This is a genomic window from Streptomyces glomeratus, assembly GCF_021462825.1.
GTDB lineage: Bacteria > Actinomycetota > Actinomycetes > Streptomycetales > Streptomycetaceae > Streptomyces > Streptomyces glomeratus.
In genome coordinates this window covers 1-12,142 of sequence record NZ_JAKEEB010000004.1, presented here as the reverse complement: position 1 = coordinate 12,142, position 12,142 = coordinate 1, and the positions used below count along the sequence as shown (strand labels likewise).

The following is a 12,142-nucleotide window of genomic DNA, read 5'->3' as shown; positions in this document are numbered from 1 at the left end:
ATGCAAGAGGACCTCACAGGGGCCATCTGAGGCGGTGGTCGACCACCCGCCGCAGTGAACGGGGTGGTGTGCAGCCGTGCCGACCGCGATAGCCGTCACCAGTCCCGACCTGGTGCTCCCACCGCTCGACCGGCAGACCCCGCCCGCCGCGGTCCAGCCCCAGCCCACGCTCGAGCAGTCCCTGAACGGCCTGCACGCGCTCGTCGAGCAGCACGGGTACGTCATCGCGCTGCACGCCGCCTCCGGTGACGACCCGGCCGTCCAGCGGCTGCGCACCGTGCGCTCGATCCTGGAGAGCGACCGCATCGCGCTGCTCGGCGTCGATCTGCCCCCGCTCGGACTCGCCCTGCTGGCCCAGCAGTTACGCCGGCTGTCGGTCTGCGACTTCAGCCCGGGCGTACTGGCGTCGTCCGTGCGGCTGCTCGCCCACTACATCTACGCCGGTGCCCTGCTCGGCTCGGTCACCAAGCTCGACCGCGTCCCCGTCTCGCTCACCACCCACGCCAAGTCCTGGGCGCCCAACGCCCAGTTCGCCGTACTCGCCCATCCCCGGCCGCAACTCGTCCGCATCGGGCAGGAGGAGTTACCGGGCCCCGAGTTCGGCACCCGGATGGTCGTCGCCGCCGGGCAGCCGCCCTCGGACTGGGTCACCGCCCACCTCGCGCCCGCCTGGCGGGTCCAGGGCGTCACGACCGTGCCCCTGCCGAAGCACTCCGGGCCCTGGTGGGGGACCCAGCGGATCGTGGAGTTCGCCGCGGGCCTGCACGACGTGTCCGTGCTCTACCAGCTCGTCTCCTCGGTACGGCGCGAGGTGTGCCACTGGTGCGGCCTCGAACTCATCGGCGATCGCTGCGGCTTCTGCGCCGCGCCTCTGCCGCCGCCCCCCGAACCGCAACCGGCCGCCGCCCGCGCACTGCCACGGGGCGGCACATGAGCCCCGTACGCACCACCGCATGACCGCAGACCGTCCCCGGCCGGAAAGCGGGCCCGCCCGACTGCTCGGCACGTCCCTTCGAGGTGAGATGTAGTGAACGCACGCCAGCGCCGCGGCGTCATCCTGCTGGTTCTCTCGGCGCTCGCCGCCGTCGGCGCCTTCGCCGGAGTCCTGTCGGTGATCCGCGACGTGAACTCGAAGGTCGGGCCGGAGGTCACGGCGTACCGGCTCAAGGACGACATCCAGCCGTACCAGGAGCTGACCGCCGACCGGTTCCAGCGGATCTCCATGCCCCGGCGCTGGCTGTCCGCGACCGCGGTCACCAGCCTCTCGCAGATCCGCGGCAAGATCGCCGTGACCCGGCTGGAGAAGGGGTCGCTGCTGCAGACCGACATGATCGTCGACCGGCCCGCCCTGCTGGCCGGTCAGCAGGAGATCGCGATCATGATCGACGCGTCCACCGGTGTCGCGGGCAAGATCGACCCCGGCTCGCGGGTCAACATCTACGCCACCTTCAAGGCCCAGAACGACAAGGGCAAGGACGAGTCCAGGGTCATCGTGACCAACGCCCGCGTCCTCGACGTCGGCAAGCTCACCGCCCTCGACCCGGACCAGTCCAGCGACGAGCGCCGCCGCAATGCCACCGAGGCCGTCCCCATCACCTTCGCGCTCGACACCGCGGACGCCCAACGCGTCGCGTACGCCGAGTCGTTCGCCGAACACGTCCGGCTCGCCCTGGTCGCGGGCGGCTCCCAGACCACGCTCACGCCCGGCGACCGCACGTACACCCTCGACCAGGACAGGTAGGAGGCCACGCATGAGGTCCGTCCCGGTCCCCGGCGGCCCCGTCCGCAGCGGTCCCGTCTCCGGCGGGTCCGCCCCCCGCGGCCCCGTCCCCGGCGGGTCCGCCCCCCGCGGCCTCCTCCTCGGGAGGACTCGCCGATGACCCTCCGCATCCTCCCCGCCGTCGGCGACCTCGACGCGGTCCGCGCGCTCACCCCCCTGCTCGGCCGGCTCCCCGACGCCGAGCCCGCCCCGCCGGTGCATGACTCCACCGCCCTGCTCGACACCCTGGCGCGGCTGGCCGGCGAGTCCCTCGAGGAACTGCCCGAGGTCGTCCTCGTCCACGAGCGCATCGGACCGCTCCCCGCACTCGACCTGATCCGCGACCTGGTCATGCGGTTCCCGGCGGTCGGGGTCGTCCTCATCACCGCCGACACGAGCACGGGCGTGCTCACCGCGGCGATGGACTCCGGCGCCCGCGGCATCGTCACCCTCCCGCTCGGTTACGACGCCCTGGCCGAACGCGTCCAGGCCGCCGCCGCCTGGTCCGCCGGGATGCGGCGCCACCTGGGCAGCACCACCCCCGAGCTGTACAGCGGGCCCGGCGGGACCGTGGTCACGGTCACCGGCGCGAAGGGCGGGGTCGGCGCGACGGTCACGGCCGTGCAGCTGGCGCTGGCGGCACGGGCGTCGGGCCGTACGGTCGCCCTGGTCGACCTCGACCTCCAGTCCGGTGATGTCGCCTCCTACCTGGACGTGCAGTTCCGGCGCTCGGTCGCCGACCTCGCGGCGATCACGGACATCAACCCCCGCGTCCTGCAGGACGCCGTCTACACCCACGACAGCGGTGTCGGTCTCCTGCTCGCACCCGCCGAGGGCGAACGCGGCGAGGAGGTCACCGACCGGGTGGCCCGCCAGGTCATCGGCGCGCTGCGCTCCCGCCACGACGTGGTGATCGTCGACTGCGGCGCCCAGATGAACTCCGCCACCGCCGCGGCCGTCGAGGTCGCCGACCAGGCGCTGCTGCTCGTCACCCCGGACGTGGTGGCGGTCCGCGCCGCCAAGCGGATGGTGCGCCTGTGGGACCGCCTCCAGATCCGCAAGGCGGAGGAGACGCTCACGGTCGTCAACCGCCACTCGCGCGGTACGGAGATCCAGCCGGCCCTCGTCGAACGCATCACCGGCACCAGGGTGGCCCGCACCGTGGTCCCGGCGTCCTTCAAGGAACTCCAGTCGGTCGTGGACGCCGGTCGCCTCCAGGACCTCGACGCCCGCTCCACGGTGAAGCAGGCGCTGTGGGCGCTGGCGGCCGAACTGGGCCTGGTCGCGCCACCGGAGGGCGGGGTCGGACGGCGGCGGAAGGCACCGCCGGACCGGGGCGCCCTGACCCTGTGGCGCAAGGGCGGGGACCGGGGTGCGGTCACCCTGGAGTTCGCCGGGATGTTCCCGCTGCTGCTGGTCGTGATGGCGCTGCTGTGGGAGTGCGTCCTGTACGGCTACACGTACTCGCTGGCGGGCAACGCGGCCGACGAGGCGGCACGGGCGGCCACGGCGGCGGCGGCCGTGCAGGGCGACTCGGCGGGGGCCTGCCAGTCGGCGGGGGCCGCGCATCTGCCGGGAGCCTGGAGCGGCGCGACGATCCGCTGCAACCCGGACGGCCCGGTGATGAAGGCGACCGTACGGGTGAACGTCCCGCTGTTCTTCCCGGGCGTCGACCCCGGCTGGCAGGTGGAGGGAAGCGCGGGCGCGGCGGTGGAGGGGAACGGCCGGTGAGGGCTCTTCTCCGCCGTACGGCGGCCCCCGGGGAACGGCGCACCCGCCGCTTCGACGACCGCGGCGTCTCCATGCTCGAGTTCGCCGGCTTCCTGCCCATCCTCCTGATCATCGGCATGGCGGCCATCCAGCTCGGCCTCATCGGCTACGGCATCAACCAGGCCGGCACCGGCGCCCGCGCCGCCGCCCGCGTCGCCTCCCGCAACGGGGACGGGGCCGCGGCGGGCGCGGCGGCCGTCAGCGGCTGGCTGGACCCGAGGGTCGACGCGCCACGAGGCGCCGGCACCACCACCGCCACCGTCACCGTCCGCGTCCCCTCCGTCATCCCCCTCTTCGGCGCCTGGCCCGTGACCCGCCGCGCCACCATGCCCAACGACCCCGACCCCGCCACCCCGTAGAGGAGCTGACGACCGGCATGAGCCTGCGCTCCCGTATCGCCGCCCCCGACGACGGCGGAGCCGCCCGCGAGGACGGACAACTCGTCGCCGTCTACCGCGCCAAGCTCCTGGAGGAGATCGACCTCGCCGAGATGTCCGGCCTCGCGGCCGCCGAACGCAGGGTCCGCCTGGAGCGGGTCCTGGGCCACATCATCAGCCGGGAAGGACCGGTCCTCTCCTCCGCCGAGCGTTCCCAGCTGATCCGCCGGGTCGTCGACGAGGCCCTCGGCCTCGGCGTCCTGGAACCGCTCCTCGCCGACGCGTCCATCACCGAGATCATGGTCAACGGCCCGGACTCCATCTTCGTGGAGCGGGCGGGCCGCGTCGAACAGCTCCCACTGCGCTTCGCCTCCACCGAGCAGCTGATGCAGACGATCGAACGGATCGTCTCCACGGTCAACCGGCGTGTCGACGAGTCCAACCCGATGGTCGACGCCCGCCTGCCCACCGGCGAACGCGTCAACGTCATCATCCCGCCGCTCGCCCTGACCGGTCCCACCCTCACCATCCGCCGCTTCCCGCGCGCCTACACCCTCCCCGAACTCATCGGCCTCGGCTCCCTCGACGAGCAGATGCTGATGCTGCTCGCCGCGTTCGTCCGGGCCCGGTTCAACCTCATCGTCAGCGGCGGCACGGGCACCGGGAAGACGACCCTGCTCAACGCCCTGTCGGGGCTCATCCCCGCACAGGAGCGCATCATCACCATCGAGGACTCCGCCGAACTCCAGCTCCAGCAGGAGCATGTGATCCGCCTGGAGTCGCGCCCGCCGAACGTCGAGGGCAAGGGCCAGATCACCATTCGCGACCTGGTCCGCAACAGCCTCCGGATGCGTCCCGACCGGATCATCGTCGGTGAGGTCCGCGGCGGCGAGACCCTGGACATGCTCCAGGCGATGTCGACGGGACACGACGGCTCGCTCGCGACCGTCCACGCCAACTCCGCCGAGGACGCCCTGATGCGGCTGCAGACCCTGGGCTCGATGTCCGAGGTGCTGATCCCGTTCGAGGCGCTCAAGGACCAGATCAACTCGGCGGTGGACGTGGTCGTTCAGCTCGCGCGGTACGCCGACGGCTCCCGCAAGGTCGTCGAGATCGCGCTCGTCGTGTCACACGGCCGGGAGCAGTTCCGCGTCACCACCGTTTCCCGTTTCGTCCCCCAGCCCCTCGGAGCCGACCGGATCGTCCGCGGCCGCTTCGAGCACCTCCCGCTGCCCCGGCCGGTCGCGGAGAAGCTGTACGTCGCCAACGAACCGCTCCCGCCCGCCTTCGGCGTCGCGGAGGCCATCGACGTACGCAACACACGGCAGGCCATCGGATGACCCCCGCTCACGTCAGGAGCGCGCCATGAACGACCCCGCCCTCCTCGCCCTCGGCGCGACCGTCCTCACCGGCACGCTCGCCGTCGCGGGCCTCCACCTGTACGCCTCCGGCCGGGCCCAGCGGCAGGCGCTCGTCGAGCGGCTCACCGGCGACCCGGCGGGCCCGGTGCGCACCGCCTCCGGCCGCGTCCGGCGCTTCACCGCCGTCGACCGGCGGCTGCGCCGCACCCGCCTGGGCCGCACCCTCCAGCTGCGCCTGTCGGCCACGGGACTCGATCTGACGCCGGGGGAGTTCTTCACCTACGTCACCGCCGTCGTCGTCGCGCTGTGGCTGATCGCGGCCTCGACGCTGGCCCCCTTCTTCGGCCCGCTCGCCGCGCTGGCCGGCGTCTGGAGCGCGGCCATCTTCCTCAACTGGCAGCGGCAGAAACGCATCGAGGCCTTCATCAACCAGCTCCCGGACGTGGCCCGTCTGCTGGCCAACGCCACGGCGGCCGGCCTCGCCCTGCGCACCGCGCTCGCCATGGCGGCGGAGGAACTGGAGGCCCCGGCGGGCGAGGAACTGGCCCGCGTCGCCGACCAGCTGATGCTCGGCCGCTCGATCGACGACACCCTCGGCGAACTCGCCGAACGCCTGCCCTCCCGCGAACTGGTCGTCCTGGTCACCACGCTCGTCCTGGCCAACAAGGCGGGCGGCTCGGTCGTCAACTCGCTGCGCAACCTCACCCAGACCCTGGAGGACCGCAAGGAGACCCGGCGCGAGGTCCGCACCATGCTCTCCGAGGTGAACGCGACGGCCTTCACGGTCCCGCTGCTGGGGCTCGGCTCCCTGGTCCTGGTCAACTCGTCGAACGAGGGCGCCCTCGCCCGGGTCACCGGCTCCGCGCTCGGCCAGGGCCTGGTCCTGCTGGCGGTCGGCCTGTACACGGTCGGCTTCTTCGTCATCCGCCGCCTCGGCAAGATCGAAGTGTGAGGAGGGCCCCGAGATGACCGCAACGACCGGGATACTGCCCCTGCTCCTCGCCCTGCTGACCGCCGTCTCCGTCACCGGGATGCTCCTCGGCATCCGTATGATCCGCGCGGACGCGAAGCTGCCGAGCGACCTGACGCTCGCGCTGGAGGTGGGCGCCACCCGTGTCTCCAAGGCGGGCTCCGCGGTCGACCGCATCGGCATGCGCTTCGCCCCACTCGTGCTGCGCCTCATGGGCCCGCGCCGTGTCGACGCCAAACGCCGCCGAATCGACATGGCCGGCAACCCGGGCGGTCTCACCCTTCAGCGGTACGCCGCACGCCGGGCGGTGTACGGAGTCTTCGGCCTGGTCGTGGGCCTGATGTTCCTCTCCAACGGACAACTGCTGTTCGCGGCGCTCACCTTCGCCTTCGGCCTGTTCGCCGCCGACGCCCTGATCTGGCAGGCCATCCGCGAACGCAAGGACGTCATCGACCGCACGCTGCCGGACTTCCTGGACGTCCTCGCGGTCGTCGTCTCGGCCGGCCTCGGCTTCCGTCAGGCACTGGACCGGGTCGCGGAGAAGTACGAGGGGCCCTGGGCGGACGAACTGCGCATCACCCTGCGCCAGATGGACATGGGCGTCAGCCGCCGCCAGGCCTTCGACGAACTGCGTCGCCGCAACTCCTCCGAGCAGGTCGCCCAGTTCGTCTCCGCCCTGCAACAGGGCGAGGAACTGGGCTCCCCGATCGCGGAGACACTGATTCAGCTGGCCACCGACATGCGGCGCACGGACGCCCAGAACGCCCGCCGCCGCGCGGCCAAGACGATTCCCAAGGCCACGCTGGTCACCCTGGTCTTCATGCTCCCGGCGACGATGATCCTCATCGCCACGGGCATGTTCCTGGGCTCGGGGGCGAACTTCGGATCGATCCTGGGCCGATGATGAGCAGCCGGACCGGTCACCTCACCCCCGGGTACCTGGAGGACGACGCGCCGCCGCCCGCCAGCGTCCGCCTCCAGTTGAGCGCACTGCAGGCCCTGTGCCGTCAGACCGTGGCCGTACGCCTCGCCATGGTCGTCATCGGCGCTCCGTTCGCCCTGGCCAACACCCCCTCCGGCGCTCCCCGCCACGCCGTGCTCGTGGCCGCCGTCCTCGGCGTGATGACGTCGTACGCCCTGCTGCGCGACTGGGAGCGCGTCGGCCCGCGCCTGCTCGCCCATCCGGCGCTGATGGCGCTCGACCTGCTGTTCGTCGCCACCCTCCTGCTGACCGCGTCCCCCGCCTCCCCGCTCGCCTACGCCACCGTCTGCACGCCCCTGCTGTCCGGACTGCTCTACGGCTGGCGCGGCGCCGGCGTTCTCACCGGACTGCAACTGGCCGTGGTGCTGGCCGTGTTCCGCGCCTGGGAAAACCGTCCGGGCGCCGGTGCCAGCACCGTCCTCATCGCCGGGTTCTGCGTCGCCGCGGGCATCATCGGGGTGACCCTGCGCAATCTGACGTTCCGCTTCGGCGCCGCCGGCGAGGCACTGTCCGAGGCGAACGCCCGCCTCGCGGCGGCGGAGGCCGTGGAGTCCGAACGCGCGCGACTGGCCCGGGAGATGCACGACTCGGTGGCGAAGACCCTGCACGGCCTCGCCCTGGCCGCGGAGGCACTCGCCGCCTCCGCCGAGCACCGCGACCCCGCGACGCTCAAGCGCCAGGCCGCCCTGGTGGCCGACGCGGCACGGCGGGCCGCGACGCAATCCCGCGACCTGCTGTCGGACCTGCGCCGCCGCAGGGACCTCACGACGGCCCGCCTGGACCTGGCCGGCGAAGTGGCGCGACGTGCGAGGGAGTTCGCCGCCCGTGACGGAGCCGAAGCAGAGCTGAGCCTGCCGGGCACCCCGCTGCTGCTGCCGTACGCGACGGCCCACGACGTCCTGTCCATCGTCTCCGAGGCGCTGGAGAACACCCACCGCCACGCCCGCGCCACCCGAGTACGCATCGAACTCGACGCCGCCGGGGCCGAGACGTTCGACCTGCGGATCGGGGACGACGGTGTCGGTCTGCCCTCGACCGCCGTACCCGGGCATCTGGCGGAAACCGGCCACTTCGGTCTGCTGGGCATGACGGAACGCGCCGCGTCCCTGCGCGGCCGCCTCCGCCTGGGCCGCTCACCGCTGGGCGGCGCCGAGATCCATCTGCACGTCCCCGTCCCCGTCCCCGCTCCCCACCGCCCCCAAGAGGAGGCCGCCCATGCCTGACCAGGCACTTCCCGGCCCGCCGCTGCGCGTCCTGGTGGCCGACGACAACCCGGTCGTACGGGCGGGCCTGACCGCCCTGCTGTCCGTCCACGGCGACATCGAGGTGGTCGCGGAGGCGGCCGACGGCGAGCAGGCCCTCGCCCGCGCCGCCTCGCACCGCCCGGACGTCGTCCTCCTCGACCTGCGCATGCCCGGCACGGACGGCCTGACCGCGCTGCCCCGGCTGGCCCGCACGGCCACCGTGATGATGCTGACGTACAGCGGAGAACCCGAGGTCGCGGCGGAGGCACTCCGCCGCGGGGCCTCCGGCTATCTGGTGCACGGCGAGTTCACGGCGGCCGAACTGGTCGCCGCGGTGCGGACCGTGCGGGAGGGGCGCCGCCCTGTCTCGTCTTCGCTCGGACTTTCCTACGAACCGAAGCGAACTACTTCGCACCTGCAACCGGTTATGACACATTCGTCGAAGGCTCGGCCCACCCGTGCGGGGGGCCTGCGGCGCCGTGCCGCGGGATGGCTGGACTTCGGCCTGAGTTCCAGGGAGGTGGAGGTCATGGATCTCATCGCGGCCGGGATGAACAACCGGCAGATCGCCGCCGCCTGCTTCATCAGTGAGAAGACGGTCAAGAATCACATCAATCGTATCTTCGCAAAGCTGCATAGTTCCTCGCGCAGCGAAGCGATCGCCCACTGGCTGGGGACGGCCCGGGAGGGGTGGAGCCGATGACGCCGCACCGGTACGGAAGTTGGGCCCCTGGGCCCACTCCCGGTGAGGGCGCTTTCACGTACGGTGCGTGGGTTGGTCGTAGCCGCATCGGGCGGGAGGGCAGGGGCCGTGATGACGAGGACCAGGCACAGGGTCGGCACGTGGAGGCGGACCGTGGTGTCCCGGATGCGGGGGGCCGGGCGGGACGCGGGGGCCGGGTTCGTGGAGTATGCCGGGCTGATGATCATCATTGCCGGGATCTTCACGATGATCGACGGTCTCGGACTCGACGGTGCGATCTCGGGCGCGATCATGCGTGCGGTGACCAACGTCATCGGCGGCTGACCCCTCCGCGCCCACTCGCAGACCGCGGACAGACACTTCCCCTCTACATCTGGCTGACGGGGATCCTGCTGTTCGCCGCGATCGCTTTCTTCGTCTTCGCCCAAGCAGCGTCCGCCCGCAATGGAGCTCAGTCCGCGGCGGACGCTGCTGCGTTGGCGGCCGCACAGGACTCCCGCGACGAGCTGATGACCGGTCTTCAGAACGCCGTCGGCCAGGACGGCGACTGGCTGAAGTGGCTTCGGGGTGAGGGCCTCAAAGGCGCGGGAGCGAGCGCTGCGGCCGATCGGCTGGCGGCTGACAACGACTCGACCGTCCAGGGCGGCGCCGTAGCCACCACCGTGAACGGCTTCCCCGGATACCGGGTGACGATCCAGACGCGCTACACGGTGGGGAAGTCCATCATTCCGGGCACGCAGGCCCGGCACGCGAGGGCCGAAGCCGTCGCGGTGATTCAACCGCGCTGCACCCTTCCCTCTGACGCGGATCCGAAGAAGTCCGTACACCTCGTCTGCGACGGCCGGCCCGTCGACATCGACCCCGAACATTTCCTACCGGACGACCTTCCTGACGCGTCCGTGCTGTTCTCTGTGCATCTGGCTGAGTGAAAGGAAGCCGTACCGATGGACTTTCGGCACACCATGAAGGGCCGCAGGGCGCTGAGCGCACTCGCGATCGCGGCCGGGCTGCTCCTCACGGTGGCCGGTTGTGGCGCGGGAAGTGACGGGAAGTCGGGCAAGGGACCCGCGACGTCGTCGGCTCCCGCCCGGACCGGGGACGGCGGGCAGAAGCAGTCCCAGGCGCCCCAGTCGGACGCGGCGCTGGCCGAGGTCAAGGGAGAGAACGGGCTGGCGCTGACGGTGACCTCCGCCAAGCGTGACAGCGGGGGCTTCGTGACCGTGGAAGGGACGGTCACGAACAACACGGGCACCCTGTGGGTCGCGGCCGACTGGCGCGGCGACGAGCGGGAGTTGGCCAGGAACGGTGGCTCCATCGCCGGGGCCAGCCTGATCGACCAGAAGGGCAAGAAGAAGTACCTGATCCTCCGTGACACCTCGGGACGCTGCCTCTGCACGCAGTTCACCGGCGGAGTCAGGGAAGGTGCGACCGCGCAATGGTTCGCCCAATTCCCCGCCCCACCCGAAGGCACCGACACCGTCGACTTCCAGGTCGGCGCCATGCCCCCCGCCTCCATCGAACTCTCCCAGGGGTGAACCGGCCATGCCCCTCCCCCTCCGTGCCGTCACCGCGCTCTCCCTTCTCACCGTGCTCGGCCTCGGCGGCGGCCCCCCGGCGGCCGCCGATGACGGTCCCAGCGCGCCACCCGATACCGTCACCACCTCACCGCCACCGTCCGTCGACCCCACCAGCCCGGGGCTGAAGCTCGCCGACGGGGCGACCCTCGCGCCGGCCAAGGTGCTGGACATCAAGTCGGTCGTGGAGGACCTCGGCGGTGAGGAGCGGCGTGAGGACACCAACGAGAACGTCACGTTCGCGCTGCAGGCGGAGGTGCTGTTCCCCAAGGACAGCGACAAGCTGAACCCGGAGGCCAGCGCCCGTATCGACGCCATCGCGGACGAGATCAAGAAGCAGAGCGCCACCAACGTCCGCGTCTTCGGCTTCACCGACAACCTGGGCTCGTACGCCCACGGCCTGGTCCTCTCCAAGAAGCGCGCGGAGGCGGTCCACGACCGGCTGGCCGCGCGTCTCGGCGGGACCGTCACCTTCGAGGTGCGCGGCTACAGCGAGGACTACCCGATCGCCGACAACTCCTCGGAGGAGGGCCGCCGCAAGAACCGCCGCGTGGAGGTTTCGTTCCCCAGGGGGGAGTCGTCCTCCGGCACGTCGGGCACCGCGGGAGGCTGAGTCCCCGGGTGCGAATCACCCGGAGCCGCCTCCCGCTCCGCGCGGCGCCGCTGCGCGATGCTCGTGCAGTCCGGATGGTCGGCGTCGTAACCGGGAGCTGCCATGAGAAAGATCGTCCTGATGATGTCCATGTCCCTGGACGGCTTCATCGAGGGCCCGAACCGTGAGATCGACTGGCACCTGGTCGACGACGAGCTGCACCAGCACTTCAACGACGTGCTGAAGGAGATGGGCGCCTTCCTCAACGGGCGGGTCACCTACCAGCTCATGGCCGACTTCTGGCCCACCGCGGACGCCGACCCGCACCGCTCGGGGCCGGTCGTCGAGTACGCCCGGATCTGGCGCAACATGCCGAAGATCGTGTTCTCCCGGACCCTCCGGCACGCCGACTGGCACACCACCATCGTCAAGGACGTCGTCGTCGAGGACATCCTCGCGCTCAAGGCCCAGGAGGGCGGCGACCTCGCGCTCGGCGGCGCCGCCCTGGCCGCCGAGTTCCTGCGGCACGACCTCGTGGACGAGTTCCGGGTGTACGTCCATCCGATCCTCGTCGGCCGCGGGCAGCGCCTCTTCGCCGAGTCCGACGAGCTGACCGCCCTGCGTCTCGTCGACTCCCGCAGGTTCGGCAACGGTGTCGTGCTGCTGCACTACGTGCGTCCGCACGTGACCGACGGGTAAATCCGTTGTCCCGGCGTAGCCCGCTCGATAGGAAGGCTTCCCAATGCCGAAATCAAGCCGGCGCAGTGACGGGAGGTGTCACTTGGTAGCACCGTCGGTCACGGATCAGGG

At 71.6% G+C, this 12,142-nt stretch carries 14 protein-coding genes; all 14 read left to right on the top strand.

Annotated features, from left to right (window positions below):
- The first annotated feature begins 76 nt into the window (after nt 1-76).
- The 14 genes from LZ604_RS05800 (at nt 77) to LZ604_RS05735 (ending at nt 12,031) form a co-directional block, all read left to right on the top strand.
- A complete protein-coding gene (locus LZ604_RS05800) occupies nt 77-934 on the top strand; it encodes a hypothetical protein (RefSeq protein WP_234513135.1) in 858 nt (285 codons plus the stop codon).
- Between the two features lie 93 nt (nt 935-1,027).
- Entirely contained in the window at nt 1,028-1,741 is a 714-nt protein-coding gene (gene cpaB / locus LZ604_RS05795; RefSeq protein WP_234513134.1) for a Flp pilus assembly protein CpaB, read from the top strand.
- A gap of 135 nt (nt 1,742-1,876) precedes the next feature.
- The gene (locus LZ604_RS05790; protein ID WP_234513132.1) at nt 1,877-3,490 is read left to right on the top strand and encodes a CpaE/TadZ family protein; all 1,614 of its coding nucleotides are present in this window, start codon (nt 1,877-1,879) and stop codon (nt 3,488-3,490) included.
- 71 nt (nt 3,491-3,561) lie between these two features.
- Nucleotides 3,562-3,888 (top strand): TadE/TadG family type IV pilus assembly protein, encoded by a 327-nt coding sequence (locus tag LZ604_RS05785; protein ID WP_234513519.1) that lies wholly within the window; start codon nt 3,562-3,564, stop codon nt 3,886-3,888.
- Nucleotides 3,889-3,905: 17 nt separating this feature from the next.
- Entirely contained in the window at nt 3,906-5,246 is a 1,341-nt protein-coding gene (locus LZ604_RS05780) for a TadA family conjugal transfer-associated ATPase (RefSeq protein WP_234513131.1), read from the top strand.
- Between the two features lie 25 nt (nt 5,247-5,271).
- Entirely contained in the window at nt 5,272-6,219 is a 948-nt protein-coding gene (locus LZ604_RS05775) for a type II secretion system F family protein (RefSeq protein WP_234513130.1), read from the top strand.
- Between the two features lie 13 nt (nt 6,220-6,232).
- On the top strand, nt 6,233-7,141 hold the full coding sequence (locus LZ604_RS05770; protein ID WP_234513129.1) for a DUF5936 domain-containing protein: 909 nt from the start codon (nt 6,233-6,235) through the stop codon (nt 7,139-7,141).
- On the top strand, nt 7,138-8,442 hold the full coding sequence (locus LZ604_RS05765) for a sensor histidine kinase (protein ID WP_234513128.1): 1,305 nt from the start codon (nt 7,138-7,140) through the stop codon (nt 8,440-8,442). The genes LZ604_RS05770 and LZ604_RS05765 overlap by 4 nt, the downstream gene beginning before the upstream one ends.
- The gene (locus LZ604_RS05760; RefSeq protein ID WP_234513127.1) at nt 8,435-9,166 is read left to right on the top strand and encodes a response regulator; all 732 of its coding nucleotides are present in this window, start codon (nt 8,435-8,437) and stop codon (nt 9,164-9,166) included. Before LZ604_RS05765 ends, LZ604_RS05760 begins: the two co-directional genes overlap by 8 nt.
- A gap of 153 nt (nt 9,167-9,319) precedes the next feature.
- A complete protein-coding gene (locus LZ604_RS05755) occupies nt 9,320-9,490 on the top strand; it encodes a hypothetical protein (RefSeq protein ID WP_372482102.1) in 171 nt (56 codons plus the stop codon).
- A complete protein-coding gene (locus tag LZ604_RS05750; RefSeq protein ID WP_267971036.1) occupies nt 9,487-10,095 on the top strand; it encodes a pilus assembly protein TadG-related protein in 609 nt (202 codons plus the stop codon). The genes LZ604_RS05755 and LZ604_RS05750 overlap by 4 nt, the downstream gene beginning before the upstream one ends.
- Nucleotides 10,096-10,110: 15 nt before the next feature.
- Nucleotides 10,111-10,701, top strand: a complete 591-nt coding sequence (locus LZ604_RS05745) for a hypothetical protein (protein ID WP_234513124.1) — start codon at nt 10,111-10,113, stop codon at nt 10,699-10,701.
- A 7-nt stretch (nt 10,702-10,708) separates the two neighbouring features.
- On the top strand, nt 10,709-11,353 hold the full coding sequence (locus LZ604_RS05740) for an OmpA family protein (protein ID WP_234513122.1): 645 nt from the start codon (nt 10,709-10,711) through the stop codon (nt 11,351-11,353).
- Between the two features lie 102 nt (nt 11,354-11,455).
- On the top strand, nt 11,456-12,031 hold the full coding sequence (locus LZ604_RS05735; protein WP_234513119.1) for a dihydrofolate reductase family protein: 576 nt from the start codon (nt 11,456-11,458) through the stop codon (nt 12,029-12,031).
- Nucleotides 12,032-12,142 lie beyond the last annotated feature (111 nt).